The organism is Endozoicomonas sp. ALD040 (genome assembly GCF_049275945.1).
GTDB lineage: Bacteria > Pseudomonadota > Gammaproteobacteria > Pseudomonadales > Endozoicomonadaceae > Endozoicomonas_A.
In genome coordinates this window covers 2,162,398-2,185,569 of the sequence record NZ_CP184829.1, presented here as the reverse complement: position 1 = coordinate 2,185,569, position 23,172 = coordinate 2,162,398, and the positions used below count along the sequence as shown (strand labels likewise).

Annotated in this window: 13 protein-coding genes; 3 read left to right on the top strand and 10 right to left on the bottom strand. The window is 43.8% G+C overall.

From position 1 onward, the window contains the following. Nucleotides 1–221: 221 nt before the first annotated feature. The 3 genes from ACOJUN_RS07270 to ACOJUN_RS07260 form a co-directional block, all read right to left on the bottom strand. Nucleotides 222–3,062: a hypothetical protein gene (locus tag ACOJUN_RS07270; RefSeq protein WP_422135996.1), complete on the bottom strand. Its 2,841-nt coding sequence runs from the start codon at nucleotides 3,060–3,062 to the stop codon at nucleotides 222–224. A gap of 623 nt (nucleotides 3,063–3,685) precedes the next feature. Further along, nucleotides 3,686–6,529: a hypothetical protein gene (locus tag ACOJUN_RS07265; protein WP_422135995.1), complete on the bottom strand. Its 2,844-nt coding sequence runs from the start codon at nucleotides 6,527–6,529 to the stop codon at nucleotides 3,686–3,688. Between the two features lie 64 nt (nucleotides 6,530–6,593). Continuing rightward, the gene (locus ACOJUN_RS07260) at nucleotides 6,594–6,791 is read right to left on the bottom strand and encodes a hypothetical protein (protein WP_422135994.1); all 198 of its coding nucleotides are present in this window, start codon (nucleotides 6,789–6,791) and stop codon (nucleotides 6,594–6,596) included. Between the two features lie 1,043 nt (nucleotides 6,792–7,834). On the opposite strand from ACOJUN_RS07260, the gene ACOJUN_RS07255 reads away from it, so the two are divergent. Beyond that, a complete protein-coding gene (locus tag ACOJUN_RS07255; protein WP_422135993.1) occupies nucleotides 7,835–9,994 on the top strand; it encodes a hypothetical protein in 2,160 nt (719 codons plus the stop codon). Nucleotides 9,995–10,107: 113 nt separating this feature from the next. Here ACOJUN_RS07255 and ACOJUN_RS07250 read toward each other — a convergent pair whose 3' ends face one another. The 6 genes from ACOJUN_RS07250 to ACOJUN_RS07225 all read right to left on the bottom strand — a co-directional run bounded on the left by ACOJUN_RS07250 (nucleotide 10,108) and on the right by ACOJUN_RS07225 (nucleotide 20,375). Further along, complete coding sequence (locus ACOJUN_RS07250; protein ID WP_422135992.1) at nucleotides 10,108–11,772, bottom strand: F-box/WD repeat-containing protein; 1,665 nt, start codon at nucleotides 11,770–11,772, stop codon at nucleotides 10,108–10,110. Nucleotides 11,773–11,888: 116 nt separating this feature from the next. Then, on the bottom strand, nucleotides 11,889–13,550 hold the full coding sequence (locus ACOJUN_RS07245; RefSeq protein WP_422135991.1) for an F-box/WD repeat-containing protein: 1,662 nt from the start codon (nucleotides 13,548–13,550) through the stop codon (nucleotides 11,889–11,891). A 293-nt stretch (nucleotides 13,551–13,843) separates the two neighbouring features. Then, on the bottom strand, nucleotides 13,844–14,593 hold the full coding sequence (locus ACOJUN_RS07240) for an SDR family NAD(P)-dependent oxidoreductase (RefSeq protein ID WP_422135990.1): 750 nt from the start codon (nucleotides 14,591–14,593) through the stop codon (nucleotides 13,844–13,846). A gap of 72 nt (nucleotides 14,594–14,665) precedes the next feature. Next, nucleotides 14,666–16,327 carry an F-box/WD repeat-containing protein gene (locus ACOJUN_RS07235; protein WP_422135989.1) on the bottom strand — a complete coding sequence of 554 codons (1,662 nt, stop codon included), beginning with the start codon at nucleotides 16,325–16,327 and terminating at the stop codon, nucleotides 14,666–14,668. A 225-nt stretch (nucleotides 16,328–16,552) separates the two neighbouring features. Beyond that, nucleotides 16,553–18,301, bottom strand: a complete 1,749-nt coding sequence (locus ACOJUN_RS07230; protein ID WP_422135988.1) for an F-box/WD repeat-containing protein — start codon at nucleotides 18,299–18,301, stop codon at nucleotides 16,553–16,555. Between the two features lie 283 nt (nucleotides 18,302–18,584). Then, nucleotides 18,585–20,375 (bottom strand): F-box/WD repeat-containing protein, encoded by a 1,791-nt coding sequence (locus ACOJUN_RS07225; RefSeq protein ID WP_422135987.1) that lies wholly within the window; start codon nucleotides 20,373–20,375, stop codon nucleotides 18,585–18,587. Between the two features lie 62 nt (nucleotides 20,376–20,437). Between ACOJUN_RS07225 and ACOJUN_RS07220 the strand changes: the two genes are divergently transcribed. Continuing rightward, nucleotides 20,438–20,758, top strand: coding sequence for a hypothetical protein (locus ACOJUN_RS07220; protein ID WP_422135986.1), 321 nt, complete (start codon nucleotides 20,438–20,440; stop codon nucleotides 20,756–20,758). Between the two features lie 156 nt (nucleotides 20,759–20,914). Here ACOJUN_RS07220 and ACOJUN_RS07215 read toward each other — a convergent pair whose 3' ends face one another. After that, nucleotides 20,915–22,702, bottom strand: a complete 1,788-nt coding sequence (locus ACOJUN_RS07215; protein WP_422135985.1) for an F-box/WD repeat-containing protein — start codon at nucleotides 22,700–22,702, stop codon at nucleotides 20,915–20,917. 62 nt (nucleotides 22,703–22,764) lie between these two features. Here ACOJUN_RS07215 and ACOJUN_RS07210 point away from each other — a divergent pair, with 62 nt between their 5' ends. Beyond that, nucleotides 22,765–23,064, top strand: coding sequence for a hypothetical protein (locus ACOJUN_RS07210; protein ID WP_422135984.1), 300 nt, complete (start codon nucleotides 22,765–22,767; stop codon nucleotides 23,062–23,064). Nucleotides 23,065–23,172 lie beyond the last annotated feature (108 nt).

Sequence of the window (23,172 nt, the reverse complement as noted above, 5' to 3'; positions counted from 1 at the left end):
GTCGCCTCTTTTGATTCATGACTCTCAGTAACCGAGAGTATTGAGAAAGAGGCTGTTATATCGGACTGAGTGTGCTGTTCATGGATCAGCATATTTCACCGGCTGTCTACACCAGCGGTGGTCAGGCCGGTGATTATGTTTATCGGCCCTGACCTGGCTTCTACTGCCGGTGGGTTAGTATTAGCTGACTTTTCTGCCACCGATACAATTGACGATGAGTCTCAATTTTTAAACAGAACGGCGTAATTCGGATTAGAGTTCAATTTTTTTTCAAACTTGCCAACATCTATAGCAGGTTCATCTTGATTGTCTTTGATATTCACTAACTCACGAAATGTTCCAAGACCAAGTTCATCAATTAACAGATCAACGATTTCATAATTTATTCTATAAAAGGAAAATAATTTGTGCAGAGGTGTGCAGCCATTGTTGTCTTTTAGTTTGAGCAACTCAACCAGATCAATGCGATCTGTTTTTGTCCGGCATAGGCGCTGCAGAATATTTTTTTGTGTTGATCCAGCCCTCGAGCGACGTATTCCTCCTTCTGTATTCAAGAGTACATGTAAAGGGGTTGAGCCATCGTTTTCCGAATGACTTTGCAAAAACGAGGTTAATCCATAGATTTTATCCAGCCATTCAACGGTATCAATCATATTTTTCTTATCTACGTAATTTTCATTAATAAGATTGCTCCTGAAAATAATATGCAATAAATTTTCACCAGTCTTCGGATCTGTTTTTTCAAGAAAGGCTTTGCCTGAACCCTCCGGTCTTTCCACGATTGGCTCAAGGATATCTTTAAAAACAAGCAAGTACAAATTATTACTCCCACCCAGTTCAGGCAAAAGCAATTCTCTTATCTGCTCCAGTGTCATCATTTTAATGATCCTCTGAAATATCGGCCTACTCAACATCATTTCTTTTTTGGCACTTTCACTTTCAAAAAAAAACGTCCCCCAGAGATAACGTTCATCAGGGCTATTGATCTCAAGCCAAGCAGTAGTAAACCGTTCCAGGATCTGAATCAATGGGCTTTGCTCTCCGTTCAACGGACTTAAAGCCCACTTGACAAAAGCATCTTTATCACCCCTATTCTCCTGTACCATAAGTAACGGCAAATGATTTTTCCCGGGGTATTTTTTTGTATAGAAGCTATGTTCAAATATATATGTAATAGCGTCTGTACATTGAGATGGGGTTGTTTTGCTGAAATCAGCTTCTGTAAGCTTCTTACCCTGCTTGTAGAGGTTAGCTAAAAAATATTTATAATGATCTTTAGACACATCCTTTATTAATTGTGAATCCCTGATTTGGCTTAGGTAATAAGAGGCATCTTTCATGCGATCAGCTTTTGATGCAATCTTATATAATTCAGCCGCGAGTAGATCCCGTTCGGTTCCGCTGTCGGTATCTGTCAGCATTTTGTTGAACCATTGCAGACTAACTCCTTTTTCCAAAATGTGCTGGAACAGGTTTTTTTGGTGTTTTGACCTGTAAAGTAAGAGTTTAATTCGTAATTGCGGGTCAGTAATCTGTGTCCAGAGATATTCAGCCAGTGACATATTTTCTTTGTTCAAGGCAACTACTATTGGATTTCGCTCTTGCTGTCTGAGTGCTCGATCGCTACTCACGGCAGATTGCTCCCAAATATTTGCATCACCAATAACCAGTTGATTCCGTTCGCTGGAATGCATATCACGTATTATGTCTTTCACCTCATCACTGTGAAAAATTTGATTGTGGACTAACAGCTGTTGAAATACGGAATCGCCTTTTGCATTGGGCAAAGACAATACTTTAAATCTCAATAATGCAGATTGGATTAACTTGACAATACGCATAACAGTAACTGAATGATTTATTTCAAAGCACTTGTGCAACAGTGACTTGCCCGTTTCCACTTCCCATTTACAAAGTTCAAAAAGCTGGTTATCACTAAGTTTTGCCGCAATTAATTTTAAAAATTCCCAGCTGTGTACGTTTTTACAGGCCGTCAGAAAAACAGACTCATTCTTTTTGCCGGCAAATCTGAGCGCATCCAAAAAATCTTGATCATGCAGAAAATCTGACAGATAATTTAAACGCTCCCAGTATTTCTTATTACTTAGAGCCTTTCCTAGCACGTAATTCCCAAAATTAACAAACATGAACTGTAACAAGCTTTCATCAATATCGGGACCACCCTTCAGGAGTTTTTCTATCAATTCCCTGTTTTGTGTGAGAGCGGTATAAAACAGATATGTACTTTGATTATAAAGGCAGGCATATGCAATAGGAGGAGCATGATTATTTACCTTAAGGGTTACCATTTCCAGAAGTGTTTCCCTACCTAATTTCTGCTCCAGCTGCTTGAATAGTGACTCTTCTATAACGGAGCTGGCATAATGCAATAGTGTCAGACCATTATCGACAGACTTTAAAAGCGTAATCCGCAACTCTTCCGTACTCAGCCGGTCAAATAAACACTTGAAAAAAACTTTGTTTGCCTCGGATTCCCTGGCTGCTTGCAAAAGTAAACTGGCGTGATTCTTGGTATAATGTTTAGTTAGAAAAGATCTAGGGGCTTCAGCCATCAAAAGGCTTTTGATCTGATCTTCTCTAAGTGCATATAATTGTTTCTCAAGTGTTGGATGGTCATTTTCTTGCAAAGATTCATAGATTTGCCCGAAACAATCAAACCAAGGCCTTATTGTTTCGGTGTTATTGCTTTCAGAATGGGGTCTATAATCAAGCCCGGTAGCCGGTATTTTAACAATCTCTTCTGCAGGCATGCATGCAGCACTTGAACTTTGCAGCTTGGCCAGTCGGGTATCTGCCAAGGATAAGTCCAGCATATCCACCTTCCTTTCTAAGCCTGTTTCTGCATAAGGCTTTGATGAAGTCATACCTTCTGGTTTAGTATTTGGAACTAACTGCTCATTTTTGAAGGGTAAAACTTTAGATTCTGGCATTTTTTTAGAGATTTTACCGCTCTGTGAATGATCGTCTGTAGAATTTGTCATCCTTTTTCGAGCAGTTTCATCTAAGACGAACTGAGAATTGGTTGATTTAATAGTATCCATAAGAATTATCTCCTTTTCTTGTGTATAAAATAACTAGATATAGCAATCGAGCCTTGTAACCACGCTATTGTTCGGCAATCTGTGTACCAACGTGGCATTGGTGCTCCTCGCAATACCAGCTATTACTGTTCGTTTCCTTGACATGCTCATTACGGCAGTTAGAAAGCAGGACAATAGTATTTGACAGTTACAATGGCTTTTAGTTCCCTGGAATTGAATTCAGCAGCATTTTTATGTAAGTGCTCATTTGAGGACGTCTTCAAAAATCACAACCTGACTGCCAGACTTTCTCCTGCAAACAACGCAGGAGATGCGAAACATGAATCAACCGACAAGAAGCGCTTGAAATTGCAATCGCTTTGCTTTTTGGGTTGCTGAACTGACGGAGTTTTTCAAGATAGATGTCGCCTCTTTTGATTCATGACTCTCAGTAACCGAGAGTATTGAGAAAGAGGCTGTTTATCGGACTGAGTGTGCTCTTCATGGATCAGCATACTTCACCGGCTGTCTACACCAGCGGTGGTCAGGCCGGTGATTATGTTTATCGGCCCTGACCTGGCTTCTACTGCCGGTGGGTTAGTATTAGCTGACTTTTCTGCCACCGATACAATTGACGATGAGTCTCAATTTTTAAACAGAACGGCGTAATTTGGATCAGAGTTCAATTTTTTTTCAAACTTGCCAACATCTATAGCAGGTTCATCTTGATTGTCTTTGATATTCACTAACTCACGAAATGTTCCAAGACCAAGTTCATCAATTAACAGATCAACGATTTCATAATTTATTCTATAAAAGGAAAATAATTTGTGCAGAGGTGTGCAGCCATTGTTGTCTTTTAGTTTGAGCAACTCAACCAGATCAATGCGATCTGTTTTTGTCCGGCATAGGCGCTGCAGAATATTTTTTTGTGTTGATCCAGCCCTCGAGCGACGTATTCCTCCTTCTGCATTCAAGAGTACATGTAAAGGGGTTGAGCCATCGTTTTCCGAATGACTTTGCAAAAACGAGGTTAATCCATAGATTTTATCCAGCCATTCAACTGTATCAATCATACTTTTCTTATCTACGTGATTTTCACTAATAAGATTGCTCCTGAAAATAATATGCAATAAATTTTCACCAGTCTTCGGGTCTGTTTTTTCAAGAAAGGCTTTGCCTGAACCCTCCGGTCTTTCCACGATTGGCTCAAGGATATCTTTATAAACAAGCAAGTATAAATTATTACTCCCACCCAGTTCAGGCAAAAGCCACTCTCTTATCTGCTCCAGTGTCATCATTTTAATGATCTTCTGAAATATCGGCCTACTCAACATGATTTCTTTTTTGGCACTTTTACTTTCTAAAAAAAGCTTCCCCCAGAGATAACTTTTATCAGGGCTATTGATCGCAAGACAAGCAGTAGTAAACCGTTCCAGGATCTTAATCAATGGGCTTTGCTTTCCGTTCAACGGACTTAAAGCCCACTTGACAAAAGCATCTTTATCACCTCTATTCTCCTGTACCATAAGCAACGGCAAATGATTTTTCCCGGGGTATTCTTTTGTATAGAAGCTATGTTCAAATATATATGTAATAGCGTCTGTACATTGAGATGGGGTTGTTTTGCTGAAATCAGCTTCTGTAAGCTTCTTACCCTGCTTGTAGAGGTTAGCTAAAAAATATTTATAATGATCTTTAGACACATCCTTTATTAATTGTGAATCCCTGATTTGGCTTAGGTAATAAGAGGCATCTTTCATGCGATCAGCTTTTGATGCAATCTTATATAATTCAGCCGCGAGTAGATCCCGTTCGGTTCCGCTGTCGGTATCTGTCAGCATTTTGTTGAACCATTGCAGACTAACTCCTTTTTCCAAAATGTGCTGGAACAGGTTTTTTTGGTGTTTTGACCTGTAAAGTAAGAGTTTAATTCGTAATTGCGGGTCAGTAATCTGTGTCCAGAGATATTCAGCCAGTGACATATTTTCTTTGTTCAAGGCAACTACTATTGGATTTCGCTCTTGCTGTCTGAGTGCTCGATCGCTACTCACGGCAGATTGCTCCCAAATATTTGCATCACCAATAACCAGTTGATTCCGTTCGCTAGAATCCATATCACGTAATATGTCTTTCACATTATTATTACTGTAAAAAAAATCATTTTCGACTAACAGCCGTTGAAATACGGAATCGCCTTCTGCATTGGGCAAAGACAATACTTTAAATCTCAATAATGCAGATTGGATTAAATGGACAATTCGCATAACAGTAACTGAATGATTTATTTCAAAGCACTTGTGCAACAGTGACTTGCCCGTTTCCACTTCCCATTTACAAAGCTCAAAAAGCTTGTTATCACTAAGTTTTGCCGCAATTAATTTATAAAATTCCCAGCTGTTTACGTTTTTACAGGCCGTCAGAAAAACAGACTCATTCTTTTTGCCAGCAAATCTGAGCGCATCCAAAAATTCTTGACCAATCAGAAAATTTGACAGATCATTTAAACGCTCCCAGTATTCCTCATTATTTAGACCCTTTCCTAGCACGTAATTCCCAAAATTAACAAACATGAACTGTAACAAGCTTTCATCAATATCGGGACCACCCTTCAGGAGTTTTTCTATCAATTCCCTGTTTTGTGTGAGAGCGGTATTAAACAGATATGTACTTTGATTATAAAGGCAGGCATATGCAATAGGAGGAGCATGATTATTTACCTTAAGGGTTACCATTTCCAGAAGTGTTTCCCTACCTAATTTCTGCTCCAGCTGCTTGAATAGTGACTCTTCTATAACGGAGCTGGCATAATGCAATAGTGTCAGACCATCATCGACAGACTTTAAAAGCATAATCCGCAATTCTTCCGTACTCAGCCGGTCAAATAAACACTTGAAAAAAACTTTGTTTGCCTCGGATTCCCTGGCTGCTTGCAACAGTAAACTGGCGTGATTCTGGGTATAATGTTTAGTTAGAAAAGATCTAGGGGCTTCAGCCATCAAAAGGCTTTCGATCTGATCTTCTCTAAGTGCATATAATTGTTTCTCAAGTGTTGGATGGTCATTTTCTTGCAAAGATTCATAGATTTGCCCGAAACAATCAAACCAAGGCCTTATTGTTTCGGTGTTATTGCTTTCAGAATGGGGTCTATAATCAAGCTCGGTAGCCGGTATTTTAACAATCTCTTCTGCAGGCATGCATGCAGGACTTGAACTTTGTAGCTGGGCCAGTCGGGTATCTGCCAAGGATAAGTCCAGCATATCCACCTTCCTTTCTAAGCCTGTTTCTGCATAAGGCTTTGATGAAGTCATACCTTCTGGATTAGTATTTGGAACTAACTGCTCATTTTTGAAGGGTAAAACTTTAGATTCTGGCATTTTTTTAGAGATTTTAACGCTCTGTGAATGATCGTCTGTAGAGTTTGTCATCCTTTTTAGAGCAGTTTCATCTGAGACGAACTGAGAATTGGTTGATTTAATAGTATCCATAGGAATTATCTCCTTTTCTTGTGTATAAAATAACTGGATATAGCAATCGAGCCTTGTAACCACGCTATTGTTCGGCAATCTGTGTACCAAGGTGGCATTGGTGCTCCTCGCAATACCAGCTATTACTTTTCGCTTCCTTGACATGCTCATAACGGTAGTTAGAAAGCGGATAACGGTATTTGACAGTTACAATGGCTTTTAGTTCCCTGGAATTGAATCCAGCAGCGTTTTTATGTAAGTGCTCATTTGAGGACGTCTTCAAAAATCACAACCTGACTGCCAGTCTTTCTCCTGCAAACAACGCAGGAGATGCGAAACATGAATCAACCGACAAGAAGCGCTTGAAATTGCAATCGCTTTGCTTTTTGGGTTGCTGAACTGAAATATTATGACTATCGTGTTTTTTCTCTACTTGTTTGGATTTATTCATGGGATTGTCCTCTTGCTGTATAGAAAAAAGTTAGAGGCAAGCGGATGAAATTGGCAATGGCTATCACAATGATAAAAAAGCTGTATTCAAATTATTGCAGTGCTGGACGCTAACAGTTTTTAATCAATATCTGATAATAAGGCCGCGTTACCCATGCCTATGGTCAGGCTTTTTCTGGTCGCGACTCAGGACGTAATTTCTAATTATTATTTCATGATCTACCACGGAGTTAAGGTTGATGAAAATCATTGTGTATAACAAGAAAAATAGTGAACTTTGGACTTCAGCCTTCAGGAATGCTTTTCCTGATGCAGACGCACGTCATAAAATTAATTATGAAAAAATTAAGCACTTCTGCTTTTTTACAGCTACCCTTCGAACTCATATAAATTTCAGAGAAATCTGAAAGCAGCAGAATTTAAACAGATAAAAAACACAACCCGTAGACTGGTACGAAACTCCGTCGTATTTCTGAGAAATCTCCTTGACCAGTTGTTCAGTATTATATCGCTATGTGTTGATTCATGACCTTAGTTCAATGCTGGGTTTGTGAAGCGTTGCTAGCACATTGCAGCGAATCAAATGCTAATCCGTTTCAATCTGTCTAAAACATCAAGAGGGGACTTTCTTTAGCTGTTAGCTGAAGTTGACTAAACATAAATAGTAAATTCGGAGCCATTTAAAAAATGAATAATTTAGCCAGATGTATGGCATTAATTTTAATTTTGACTGCACTTCCATTCGCTGCAAGTGGAAATACTGAAACACTCATTACAGTCAATCAAAATCCGGTAGGTACTACTCTTTCGAGTCAGAGAATACCTCATTTATTAAAAGCTCAGACCCACCTTCTGCTACACCAGGATTCTTACACAATGGCACAGCAGATACTGGCCACACTGAGAACTTCTGCGTCTCTTGTGGGGGTCGCATTTTTACCCTACTACATAGCCGCCGTCGGCGAGGTTGTTCTCAGGCAGCCGTCAGCAGGCAGTCACTCTTATATAACCGATTTTTTCGCAGTATCTGCAATGACATTGGAGTCTCAGATCAGGGCATTTTTTATACTGATCAACCTGAAATTTTATTTTAACTATCTGACCAGTACGCTATCTGAATATGTGGATAGAGAAAACAAAATCCTTGCCTGTGACGCACAACTTCCCCGCAAAGGCATTATGCCTGTCTATCCTGAGCACCCCTGGCTGGCCAGTCATTATTATCAGCAGGTTGTATTCCCCGAAGATCAAAAGCCTTTCCTGGAAATCAATATTCTGAATAATACCGGAAACAGTGCTGAAATTGATCCGCCTGAAGATATTCCGGAATGGGTCAACTTATATCAAACGCTTTCTGACAACCGTATGGATAAACTGACTATCCAAATTCAGGGGATCAATAATAACCTGTTAAAACTTATGATGAGTGGCGATCAGGTTTCTGAGGAAATAAACTTGCTTATTGACGCTGAAGCGGATGTTCAATGGGACTTAGAGACAATCACAACCCTCTGCTCACACTTTCAAGAGGATAAGGTTTACAGCCTCTTTCATGGACAAACCTTAAAGGCTGTTAACCGGGCCATTGAAAACACAATGTCAGGCAATACCGCTGAAAGGGAGGTTTTTTCCCCACCTTTAACCGATGTTTTAAAAAGTCAAAAAGGCGCTGCGGTAATCGGCCTGAGTAGTAGCCAGAATAACCCGGTATCACGACTGGTTTACTCTGATCATGATCTTTTTACCCATCATCCGGGCTTTTTATTGCTCACTGACTCAAGTCAACATTCAGAGAATCTGTTTTCACTGGCTCTCAGTACGACATCAGATAGACTGGCTACGGGGATTTCGTCGCAAAAAATCTGGAGGCAAGATCATATCAATGACCTGATGTCATTACTCCAAATGGGAACCGGGCACTTGTTCTATCACTCCACGAATACCTATCTGGCAAGGTCGTCTAACTTTGGCGCAACCCCATCACCTCAACAGAGCAACTCCTTTAAAAACAGCCTGTCAAATGTTCGGGAGTCGACGACACAATTATCGAAACGCTCGGCAGTGCCTGTTTTTTTTAGATCATTGACACATAATTTCAAAGAGATGGCAGAAGCAGGCAAATCGCCTCTGCGCAACAGACAGCACAGGCAGGATGTTTCAGAAGCTGGAGTAGATAGTGGCATAATCGCTGGTAGCCATGTCGCCACTCCACTGGTTTCAGGGGAAAGGACAGTTAATAAACATATAAAATATGGTGATAAATTTATAATGGTAAACCATTTATTTGATGAAGATCTTTTAAAAATGGTCAACGAAGAAGTAGACAAAGATCGCCGATTGTTTGATGCCGATTTTCTGAAAAGCGAGATTGATAAATCCACCGCTTATGAATTTGAAATACCAAAGAATGATGTTTTTGATCGTATCTTAGTCAGCTTTCAGCGCGCTAACATACGGCATTCAACGCTTTTGCATTCCAGGAACCAAAACTTAATTAGTCATTTTGATGAAAATGGCAAGATAAAAGAAAAAGAAGCGTTCAAGAAAAATATTATTCATACTCGTTCAGAAGCTGTTAAAGAGCTATGCTGTCAGGCATTGGAAAAAATGGCTGATTCATTAGATTGGTCAGGTAAAAAAGTTGAAAATATAAAGTTTTGGATAATTCGCTATCCCTCAATCAATGCTGACAGCTTTGAAGGGTTCTTCTTCACTCCCCGGAACGTTGTGGATATGCCTTGGCATCGCGACAAAGGGCTGGCAAGTCTGGTCGTACAGTTGAATGACAACGATTGTGAGATTGAATATTCAGGCGGTGGGCTTAATATTGGCCAGTCTTCAAGCCCTGAGTTTGCTGTTGACTCGCCAGATGAAGGTACGAAAGAAACACATCGTTATAAAAGAAATTGCGGTTTTATCTTTACTAACAGGAAGGGGTTGGTTCACCAATGTGAAGATATAGACTTTAAAAGCAGTAATGGTCAGAAAAAAGTGGCAGAAAAACGCATAATGGCTGTATTAGCTGATGACTGGTAACCACAAAAGCTGTATGGCGAAATCACCCGCACCTTTAATCAGTAATGGCGAGTCTCAGCGAACCTATCTTGTTGTGGCAGGAGCCTGGCTGTGAGGTCAGGCTCATTCGATCATCAATCCTTCTTCCGAAGTTCAGTGATTTCCACTTGGTTAAGGTCACTGAAGGTCAATATATATCGGCCATCGGCGCTGATGTTGGCTGATCTGGACGCTATCTCATGTTGAACAGTGGCTTTTTTTACCCATGATCCATCGGGCCCAAGACTATAAATGTTCGCCATATTGTCATCACTGGCGGTTGTTATAACATGGCATCCATCGCCACTAAAGGCGGCTCGTTGAACCGGACCTTTGTGGTGAATGGTGGCTTTTTTTACCCAGGATTCAGTGGCCTCCAGACCATAGATTTTTGCTGTGTGATCGTCACTGGTGGTCACCAGGTGGCGTCCATCGGCGCTGAAGTCGGCTGACTTGACTGACTCATTGTGTAAAATGGTGGTCTCTCTTACCCATAATCCAGGGGCCCTCTGGCCATAGACCTCTGCCGTACCATCTCTGCTGGCGGTCACCATATGACTGCCATCGGCGCTGAAGTTGGCTGAGTAGGCCTCCTCATAGTGAGAAATCCTGACTATTTCTTTCCATGACCCATTGGCCTGTAGGACACAGATTTTTGCCGTACCATCTTTACTGGTGGTTGCCATATGGCGACCATCGGCGCTGAAAGTGGCTGAGGTGACAAAATAATTATGGGAAATGGTAGACTTTATTTCCCAGAATCCGTCGTCTCCCTGACCGTAGATTGTCGCATTGTTATTTGTATCGACAATCAACACATAACGGCCATCGTAGCTTAAACTGGTTGACCTGGCTGGACAATTATGCTTGATAGATTCTTTTTCTTCCCATGATCCATCGTCTTTCTGACTACAGATTTTCATTATGGCATCATAACCGTTAGTCACCACATGGCGACCATTAGCACTAAAGGTCGCCCACTTGACTGAAATTTTATGGAGAATGTTGGCTTTTATTTCCCATGATCCATCGTCCTCCAGACCATAGATTTTCACTGTGCAATCCTTACTGGCGGTCACCACATGACGGCCATCGGAACTGAAGGCGGCTGATCTGACCGCTTTGTTATGGTTAATAGTGGCTTTTAGTTTCCATGATCCATCGTTCTCCCGGCCATGGATTTCCACCACTTCAGCGACAGTGGCAATCAGTGCATGGCGACAATCAGCGCTGAAGGTGGCCGACATGACAGTGTGACATTTGCTCATTTCGGCTGTTTTCACCAGGTCAAATTCTTCACATTGAGACATCAGTCTACTGTTGTTGAAAAGAAGCAGAGCAGGAAAATAAGCCTTATATTGATGTTTTATGAGTGACTCGACAGTGTCCTCATTGGCAAACGGCTTCAACCAATCACGGAGCTGTTGTTCATCTTTCGTCGATGCGATGGTCTTTAGTTGATCCTGGCGTGGTGAAGGAAACCGGCGGTACCAGGCTCTTTCCAGAACTTTCTCTCTTTCAACAAAATCGCGAAGACATTTGCATACTCTTGCTAAACGGGTAATCTCTCGAAAACTCAAATAGCGAATAATCATAGATCTTGTTTCGTTGGGCAAATAGAAGAATGAAGATTGATTTTGGTTATATACACTAACGCCCCTGCCGGCACTGACACCTGTTGGTGTTTCCTCCAGTGAAAGCTGTTCAGGTGTTGGTGAGAGTGATCCGTTAATGCCGGAATGGCTTTCAATGGGCTCCATGCCTGATTTCTCCGTAGCTCTATAGTTGGTATTCATCCTTGCCTGGAAAGGACATTCGAAATTGATTCGATCTATTAGAGTCGGTTTGGTTATGGAAGTTCAAAATATTGAACAGCTTATTCCTTCTTCCTTAGTTCAGTCATTTTCGTCGTGATATATTCATCGACGGTCAACACATGTCGGCTATCGGCGCTGATGATGGCGAATCTGAGCTTCTCCTTGTGTCGAATAGTGGCTTTTTTTACCCATGATCCATTGGCCCCTGGTCCATAAATTTTTGCCTTTTTGTCACCTATGGCGGTCGTTACGACATGGCAACCATCAGCACTAAAGGCGGCTGGTCGAACCCAGCCTTTGTGGGCAATGGTGGCTTTTTTTTTCCATGATCCGGAGATCTCCCGGCCATAGATTTTTGCCCTGTGATCTTTACTGGTGGTCACCAGGTGGCGGCCATCGGGACTAAAGTTAGCTGAGATGACTGATTGTTTGTGTTTAATGGTGGCCTCTTTTACCCACGACCCGGGGGTCTCTTGACCATAGATTTTTGCCGTACCATCTTCACTGGCGGTCACCAGATAGCTGCCATCTGTGCTGAAGGTGGCTGAGTAGACCACATCATCATGAGAAATTTTGACTATCTCTTTCCATGATCCATCGGCCTGCAGGGCACAGATTTTGGCCGAACAATCTTCACTGGCGGTTACCAGATGACGTTCATCGCCGCTGAAGGTGGCTGAGTAGACAATACCCTCATGAGTAATGGTGCCTTTTACTTTCCATGATCCATCTTCCTCCTGACCATAGACTGTGGCATTTCTATCAAAACCGTCGACCAGCAAATGACGGCAATCGGCGCTCAAGCTGGCTGAGGTAACCGGACCATTATGTTTGATAGTGGCTATTTCTTCCCATGATCCATCGGTCTTCAGACCATAAATTTTCATCGTCTCATCCATACTGGCAGTCACCAGATGGCGGCCATCAGCACTGAAGTTGGCCGATCTGGCCGAAAATTTATGGGAAATGATGGTCTTTACTTCCCATAAGCCATCGTCTCCCAGACCACAGATTCTCGATGTGCGATCATAACTGGCGGTCACCAGATGCCTGCTATCTGGACTGAAGGAGGCTGATCTGACCCAATTCTCATGGGAAATGGTGGCTTTTGTTTTCCATGATCCATCGGTCTTGCGGCCATAGATTCTCACCTTACCCATACTGGCGGTTACCAAGTGGCAACCATCGGGACTGAAGGCGGTTGTGGTGATCTGGTAATTAAGGTTATTTTTTTTTCTGGTCACCCTGTGAAATTTTTCACATTGAGACATCAGCTTACTGTTGATGAAAAGTAACTGAGCAGGAAAATAACTGCTCTTTCGTTGTTTTATGAGTGACTTGACCGTGCCTTTATTCGCTAATGGCTGCAACCAATTACTGAGTTGTTTCTTATCTTTTGCTGTAACGATAGTCTTTAGTTGATATTGGTGTGCTGAAGGAAACCGGCGAATCCATGCTCTTTCCAGAGCCTTATTATTTTCAACATGATCACGAAGATATTTGCATACCCTTACTAAACGGGTAATCTCTCGAAGACCCAAATAGCGAATGATCATAGATTTTGTTTCGTCGGGCAAACGGAAGAATGAAGATTGATTTTGGTTATATACAGCAACGTCCCTGTCGGCACTGACACCTGTCGGTGCTCCCTCCAGTCGAGGTCTCTTGGGTGTTGGCGAGAGTGAACCGTCATTGCTGGAAGAGTTGTTCAAAGGGTTCATGCCGGGCTTCTCCAGAGCTCCAATGTCAGTATTTATCCTTGCTTAAAAAGGTCATTCAAAATGGATTCGATCAGTTAGAGTCGGTTTTATAATGAAAGTTCAAAATACTGAGGTCAGTGTAACCAAGAAAAAAACAGCCCTGATCCGGGAAAATGGCAGGAAGAAATTTTTTTATTAAGAGCCCGGTGCAAAAATTGCCACCGGGCTTTCGATATAACGCTATTTTTTAATTGGTTCTCACCAAAATTAAGCTTAATTACTGTTCATTTAGAAACAGTCCGTGCAAGAAACTATTATTCACTTTGCGCGGTCATTTCAGCAAAAAAAGCTTCTAATTTTTGAGGTTTATCTAAAAAGATAGAATACATTTGACTGGCAAAATCATCAGGAAATACATCACTAACCCCGGCATCTAAACTTTCGAATGTTCTGATTGCCACCTCTTCAGGAGCAGGTTTATCCATCTCAATGCCTTCAGCCAGGCGAGTGTCCGTTGGGCCGGGATAGACCCCTAAAACCCGTATCCCAAACCCGCTTAAATCTGCTCGCAACCCCTGAGTGTAAGAATGCAATGCTGCTTTTGTTGCTGAATAAGGCCCTAAAGATGGGAAATTACTTATGGCAGCAATGGACGAAATATTAATTATGGCCGCTTGATTAGACGCTTTTAATTTCGGCAGTAAAGCATGGGTCAGCGCCATTGGACCCAATAAATTTACTTCCATTTCTTTGCGTGCCACCTCAAGGGCTCCGGGCTCGGTGGTGTGGATTCCTGTGGCAATCCCCGCATTGTTAATAAGAATATCCAGCTCTGGTACGGATTCCCTCACGTTGGTCACATGCGCGTTATTCGTTACATCCAACTGGATGGGCTTAATCACCCGAGGGTCAAGGGCAATGACTGACGGCAAATTATCCAGATCACGAGCAGCGGCGTAAATGGATTTAGCGCCCTGTGCCAATAAAATCTTTACAAAACCTTCTCCAATCCCTCGATTGGCACCTGTTACCAACACGACTTTATTTTTAACTGAAAACGACATAAGACTCTCCTTAACGGTAAAGAATGGGCGACTTTGCAGCGGCAGAATGACCCCTTCAGGCTGATTCGATAATCAATTGCTCCCACGTAGTTCAGTGATTCTAGCCGTGTAATCTTCACTGGCGGTCACTATATATCGGCCATCGGTGCTGAAGGTGGCTGAGGTAATCGGCCTCTTGTGAGAAATGATGGCTTTTATTACCCATGATCCATTGTGTCCCAGACCATAAATTTTCGCCTTTTTGTCGCAACTCGCGGTCACCACGAGGCACCCATCGGGGCTGAAGGTGGCTGACAGGACCCAATCGTCGTGGGTGATGGTAAGTTTTTCTACCCATGACCCATCGGCCCGGAGGCCATAGATTTTCGACGTATTGTCAGCACTGGTGGTCACCACATGGCGGCCATCGGCGCTGAAGTTGGCTGAAGTGGCTGCCCTGATGTGGTTAATGGTGGCTTCTTTTTCCCATGATCCAGAGGCCTTCAGACCATAGATTGTTGCCGTGTTATCTTTACTGGCAGTGACTACATGGAGGCCATCGAGGCTGAAGGAGGCTGAGTAGACTGCACCCTCATGACTAATGGTGGCTTTTTCTTCCCATGAACTATCGTCCTGCAGGCCGTAGATTTTTGCCGTGTGATCTTCACCCGCAGTCACTACATATCGGCCATCGGCGCTGAAACTGGCTGAGAAGACTTTATCCTCATGGGCGATGGTGGTCTTTTCTTCCCATGACCCATTAGCTTTCCGGACATAGATTTTTGCCATGTGATCGATACTTGCGGTCAGGACATGACGGCCATCGCAGCTGAAGCTGGCTGATTTGACCGGACCATCATGTTGAATGGTGGCTTTTATTGACCATGATCCATCGTCGTCCCGACCACAGATTTTTGCCGTGTGATCGTGACTGGCAGTCACCACGTGGCTGCCATCAGCACTGAAACTCGATGTGTTGATCCAACTATTATGGGAAATGGTGGTTTCTACTTCCCATGAGCCATCATCTCTTTCACTACAGATTTTCGCTGTGTGATCACGGCTGGCGGTCACCAATTGACGGCCATCGGCACTAAAGGTGGCTGATATGACCCAACAATTATGGGAAATGGTCGTTTTTTCTTTCCATGATCCATCGGCCTCCCGGGCACAGATTTTCACATTACTATCCAAACTGGCGGTCACTAGATAGCGGTTATCGGTGCTTAGAGTAGCTGTCTCCACATCGTGACGATGGATAATGGTTGCTTTTTTCACCAGGTGGAATTTTTTACACTGAGACATCAGTTTACTCTTGTTAAAAAGGACCAGAGCATGAAAATAAGCGCTATCTCGATGTTTTACGAGTGACTTGACAGTGTCTTCATTCGCAGACGGCTTCAGCCAGTCACGGAGTTGTTGCTCATCTTTTGCCGTAACGAGGGTCTTTAGTTGATATTGGTATGGTGAAGGAAATCGGCGAATCCATGCTCTTTCCAGAGCTTTATCGTTTTCAACAAGATCGCGAAGATATTTGCATACCGTTACTAAACGGGTAATCTCTCGAAGACCCAAATAGCGAATAACCATAGATTTTGTTTCGTTGGGCAAACAGAAGAATAAAGATTGATTTTGGTCATATACAGTAACGTCCCTTCCTGCACTGACACCCATTGGTGCTTCCTCCGGTTCGGACTGCCTGGGTGTTGGCGGGTTTGAAACGTCGGTGCTTAAATGGCTGTTCATTGGGTCCATGCCCGATTCCTCAACGGCTTCAAAGTCAATATTTATCCTCCCATAGAAAAGGAGGCTCAAAATGGATCAGGTCTGTTAGAGTCGGTTTTGAAATGGAAGTTCAAAATATTGAAGTCAGTGGAATTAAGAAAAAGAAGAGTCCTGGTCCGGGAAAATTCATTCCTGCAAAAAGCATTTCTGTCTGATAGCCGTCTGCAGTCAATGGGTTTTACACTCATTAGCTCATCAAAGTTTCTGCAGTTCAGTGATTCTTACCTTGTGATCATTACTGATGGTCAACACATGTCGGCCATCGGGGCTGAAGGTAGCTGAGGAGATGCCCTCCTCGTGAGAAATGATGGCTTTTTTTAGCCATGTTCCCTCGGGACCCAGACCATAAATTTTTGCCGTTTTGTCATTATCGGCCCACGTCACCAGATGGGTACCATCAGGACTGAAGGTGGCTTCTGAGAAATGACCTTTGTGGCAAATGACGGTTTCTTTCTTCCATGATCCATCTTCCCCCAGGCCATAGATTATTACCTTGTTATCAGTGCCGTTGATCGCCAGATGCTGGCCATCGGGGCTAAGGGTGGCTGAGTGGATGCCCTTCTTGTGAGAAATGGTGGCATTTTTCACCCATGATCCAGCCGCCTTATGGCTATGGGCTTTTGCCGAGTTATCTTCACTGGCGCTTACCAGATGGCGGCTATCGGCGATGAAGCTGGCTGAGTAGATCGCATTATCATGAAAAATTCTGACTTTTCTTTGGGTGATGGTCACCAAATAGCAGCTATCGTGGCTTAATATGGTTGAGAAGACAGTATCGTCATGAGCAATTGTGGCTGTTTCTCTCCATGACCCATCGTCCTGCAGGTCACAGATTTTTGCCGTGCGATCATCAGCGGTGGTGACCAGACGGCGGTTATCGGCGCTGAAGGTGGCTGAGAAGATCTTACCCTCATGGGTAATGGTGGCTTTTACATCCCAGGATCCATCGTCCTCCAGACCATAGATTGTCACTGTGTTATATGAACTGGCGATCAACAAATGACGACTGTCTGAGCTGAAGCTGAACGAAATGATCGTATCATCATGCTTATAAGCGGCTTTTTCTTTCCATAATCCATCGGTCTCCTGACCATGGATTTTCACCAAATTATACTGACTGATGGTCAACAGATAGCGGCCATCGGGGCTGAAGGTGGCTGAAATGATACCACCCTCTTGGGTGGTGGTAGCTTTTACTTCCCATGATCCATCTTTCTCCTGAGCATGGATTTTCGCAGTCTCAGAGTTATCTCCATCGGAAGTCAGAAGATAACAGGTATCAGAGCTGAAGCTGGCCGCAAAGACTGGACCATCAAGGTTAATAGTGTCTTTTGCTTCCCATGATCCATCGGTCTTCCGGTCACAGATTGTCAACGAACCATCGTTACTGGTCATGATAAAGCTGGCATCAGCGCTGAAGCTGGCTGTGTAGACCTCGTCAAAATGGGAGATTTCGTTTTTTTTCACTAACTTGAATTGTTCACAGTCAGACATCAGACTGCTGTTGTTAAAAAGAAGCAGAGCAGGAAAATAAGTACTCAGTCGTTGTTTTACCATTGATTCGACAGTGCCCTGAGGTGCAAAAGGACTCAACCAATCACGGAGTTGTTGCTCATCTTTTGACTTAACGATGGTCTTTAGTTGATTTTGGTGTGGTGAAGAAAATCGGCGATACCAGGCTTTTTCCAGAAGTTTATGGTTTTCAACAAGATCGCAAAAATATCTGCATACCTCTTTTAGGCGGGTAATCTCTCGAAAGCCCAGGTAGCCGATAATCATAGTTTTTTTTTCGTCGGGCAAACAGAAGAATAAAGATTGATTTTGGTCATATACAGTAACGTCCCTGCCTGCACTGACACCCGTTGGTGCTTCCTCCGGTAAAGGTTGCCCGGGTGTTGGCGGGTTTGAAACGCCGATGCTGGAATGGCTGTTCATGGGATCCATACCCGATTCCTCCCTGGTTCCAGAGTCATTATTTATCCTTGCATAGAAAAAGACATTCAAAATACATTCGATATTTAGAGTTGGTTTTGTAGTGGGAGTTCATAACATTGAGGTCAGTGAAACTAAGAAAACCTGAGCTCAACGCAAACGAACAGGGTCTTGATCACGGGAAATGATAGAAAGAAATTTTTCCATTGAGAGCCCAGTGAAAAAATTGCCAGAGGGCTTTTCATATAACGCTGTTTGCTGATCGGTTCTGAGAAAAAATACATTCATTCGATTATCAATCGTTCTTCCATAGTTCAGTGATTCTCACCTTGTGATCTTTGCTGGCGGTCACCAGGTGTCGGCCATCGGCGCAGAAGGTGGCTGAGATGACTGCACTGTTGTGTACAACGGTGGTTTTTTTTACCCATGTTCCGTCCTTCCCCAGACCATAAATTTGCGCCGTGTTATCCTCACTGGCGGTCACCACAAGGCATCCATCGGCACTGAAAGTGGCTGATCGGATACAACCTTCGTGGACAATGGTGGTTTTTTTTACCCACAATCCACCGGCCCCAAGGCCATAGATTTTCGCCGTTTTATCACCACTGGCGGTCACTAAATGGCGGCCATCGGCGCTGAACCTGGTTGCGGTGATACTCGCATTGTGTTTAATGGTGGTTTCTATTACCCATGATCCAGGGGTCTCCTGACCATAGACTTTCGCCTTGTTATCTTCACTTCTGATAATCAGATAGCGGCCATCGGCACTGAACTCGACTGAGTAGATAAAACCATCATGAGAAATGCTGGTTATTTCTTTCCATGATCCATCATCCTGCAGGTCACATATTTTCGTTGTATTATCAAAACTGACGGTTGCAAGATGGCGGCAATCGTCGCTGAAGGCGTGTGAGTGGACAAAATTATTATGGTTAATGGTGGCTTTGACTTCCCATGACCCAATGGCCTGCTGGCCGCAGATTTTCATAGTGTTATGTCCAACGCGTATCAACGCATGACGGCCATCGGAGCTGAGGCGGGCCCAATCGACACTACCCGGATCAGTAATGGTGGCTTTTGCTTGCAATGAGCCATCGTCCTCCTGACCATAGATTGTCGCAACGTCAGATGTATTGACAACCAACAGATGACGGCCATCGGCACTGAAGCTGGCCCACTTGATCGAAGTATCACAGTTAATAATGTATTTTGCTTCCCATGATCCATCGGTCTTCTGGCCATAGACTTTCAGCGTATTATCGAAACTGGCGGTCAACACATGGCGACCATCAGCACTGAAAGTGGCTGAAATGACGGAATTATTATGGGAAATGTTGGCTTTTGCTTCCCATGATCCATCCTCCTTCGTACCATAGATTTCCACCCTCAAACGACTGACGACCAACACATGCCGGTTATCGGCGCTGAAAAAGGCTTCATAGATCCAACCATTCCTGGGAATGGAGGCTTTTACTTTCCATGATCCATCGGTCTCCTGACTACAGATCTTCATTACACCATCCAAACTGACGGTCACTAAGTGGCGGCTATTGGCGCTTAAGGTGACTACAAAGATATCATCAGGATGGGTAATTTCGATCTTTGTCTGTAAGTTAAATGTTTCACATTGAGACATCAGTTTACTGTTATTGAAAAGGAGCAGAGCAGGAAAAGAAGTACTCTTTTGTTGTTTTACGAGTGATTCGACAGTGTCCTTATTCGCAAACGGTTTCAACCAGTCACAGAGTTGCTGCTCATTTTTTGCGGTAGCGATGTTCTCCAGTTGATATTGGTGTGGTGAAGGAAACCGGCGATACCAGGCTCTTTCCAGAGCGTTATGGTTTTCAACAAGATCGCGAAGGTATCTGCATACCTTTGCTAAACGGGTAATCTCCCGAAAACCCAGATAGCGAATAATCATGGTTTTTGATTCGTCGGGCAAAGAGAAGAATGAAGACTGATTTTGGTTATACACACTAACGTCCCTGCCTGCGCTGACACCCGTTGGCACTTGCTCGAGTCGAGACTGCTCAGTTGTTGGCGAGAGTAAACCGTCATTGCTGGAACTTTGGTTCAAAGGGATCAAGAGCAGCTCCTCCAGAGCTTTAGAGTTAATATTTATCCCCGCATAGAAAAAGGATATTTAAAATGAATAAGTCTGGTTCCCATGCTTTCAGGTCCTGTGGGACTCAGCGTGGGAACGAGTTGACTACCGTCATTCCCGGCTTCATTCTCGTCATTCCCGGCTTCATTCTCGCCATTCCCGGCTTCATTCTCGCCATTCCCGGCTTCATTCTCGTCATTCCCGGCTTCATTCTCGTCATTCCCGCGAAGGCGGGAATCCACACTGACTCTCCACCAGAACCCTACTGCCCGGTGTCCCCCTGGCCTTGTTATCCCCGAGAAGGCAGAGATCCACCGTTGGCGCTGGATTCCCGCCTTCGCGGGAATGACGACTTCAGAGCGTGAGAACGAGCTGTTGAAGTTTTGCGACACCCTCAGAGCGTGGGAACGAGTTGTTAAATTGATTCGATCTGTTTGACTCGGTTTTGTCATGGAAGTTCAATCTATTGATATAACGCTGTTTGCTAATCGGTTCAGAGTAAAAATACGTTCATCCGATCATCAATCGTTCTTCCATAGTTCAGTGATTCTCATCTTGTGATCTTCACTGGTGGTCACCAGATGTCGGCCATCGACGCCGAAGGTGGCTGAGATGACGGCTTTATCGTGTACGACGGTGGCTTTTTTTACCCAAGACCCATCCTTCCCCAGACCATAAATTTGCGCGGTGTTATCGTCACAGGCGGTCACCACAAGGCAACCATCGGCACTGAAGGTGGCTGATCGGACCCTATCTTTGTGGGCTATGGTGGCTTTTTTTACCCAGGATCCACCGGCCTCAAGTCCATAGATTTTCGCTGTTTTATCAAAACTGGCGGTCACTAAATGGCGGCCATCGGCACTGAACCCTGCTGACGTGATATGATCATTGTGTTCAATGGTGGCTTTTTTTGCCCATGATCCGGGGTTCTCCTGACTATAGACTTGCGCCGTATTATCATCTCTTCCGGTCACCAGATGGCAACCATCGGCGCTGAACTTGACAGAGTAGAAAAAAATATCATGAGAAATCGTGGTTATTTCTTTCCATGATCCATCGTCCAGCAGGCCACATATTTTCGTTGTATTATCGGAACTGACGGTTGCAAGATGGCGGCAATCGTCGCTGAAGGTGTGTGAGTGGACAAAATTATTATGGTTAATGGTGGCTTTGACTTCCCATGACCCAATGGCCTCCTGACCGCAGATTTTCATAGTGTTGTGTCCAACGCATATCAAAGCATGACAACCATCGGAGCTGAGGCAGGCCCAATCGACAATACCCAGATCAGTAATGGTGGCTTTTGCTTGCAATGAGCCATCGTCCTCCAGACCATAGATTGTCGCAACGTCAGGTGTATTGACAACCAGCAGATGACAGCCATTGGCGCTGAAGCTGGCCAATCTGATCGGAGTATCACAGTTAATAATGTGTTTTGCTTCCCATGATCCATCGGTCTTCTGGCCATAGACTTTCAGCGTATCGGAAATGGCGGTCAACGCATGGTGACCATCAGCACTGAAGGTGGCTGAGAAGACCCAAAAATTATGGGCAATGGTGGCTTTTGCTTCCCATGATCCATCCTCCTTCATACCATAGATTTCCACCCTGGAACGACTGACGGTCAACACATGTCGGTTATCGGTGCTGAAAAAGGCTTCATAGATCCAACCATTCGTGGGAGTGGAGGCTTTTACTTTCCATGATCCATCGGTCTCCTGACTACAGATCTTCACTGTACCATCTACACTGGTGGTCACTAAGTGGCGGCTATTGGCGCTTAAGGTGACTACAAAGATATCATCAGGATGGGTAATTTCGATCTTTGTCTGTAAGTTAAATGTTTCACATTGAGACATCAGTTTACTGTTATTGAAAAGGAGCAGAGCAGGAAAAGAAGTACTCTTTTGTTGTTTTACGAGTGATTCGACAGTGTCCTTATTCGCAAACGGTTTCAACCAGTCACAGAGTTGCTGCTCATTTTTTGCGGTAGCGATGTTCTCCAGTTGATATTGGTGTGGTGAAGGAAACCGGCGATACCAGGCTCTTTCCAGAGCGTTATGGTTTTCAACAAGATCGCGAAGGTATCTGCATACCTTTGCTAAACGGGTAATCTCCCGAAAACCCAGATAGCGAATAATCATGGTTTTTGATTCGTCGGGCAAAGAGAAGAATGAAGACTGATTTTGGTTATACACACTAACGTCCCTGCCTGCGCTGACACCCGTTGGCACTTGCTCGAGTCGAGACTGCTCAGTTGTTGGCGAGAGTAAACCGTCATTGCTGGAACTTTGGTTCAAAGGGATCAAGAGCAGCTCCTCCAGAGCTTTAGAGTTAATATTTATCCCCGCATAGAAAAAGGATATTTAAAATGAATAAGTCTGGTTCCCATGCTTTCAGGCCCTGTGGGTCTCAGCGTGGGAACGAGTTGACTACCGTCATTTCCGGCTTCATTCTCGTCATTCCCGGCTTCATTCTCGTCATTCCCGGCTTCATTCTCGTCATTCCCGGCTTCATTCTCGTCATTCCCGCGAAGGCGGGAATCCACACTGACTCTCCACCAGAACCCTACTGCCCGGTGTCCCCCTGGCCTTGTCATCCCCGAGAAGGCAGAGATCCACCGTTGGCGCTGGATTCCCGCCTTCGCGGGAATGACGACTTCAGAGCGTGAGAACGAGCTGTTGAAGTTTTGCGACACCCTCAGAGCGTGGGAACGAGTTGTTAAATTGATTCGATCTGTTTGACTCGGTTTTGTCATGGAAGTTCAATCTATTGATAT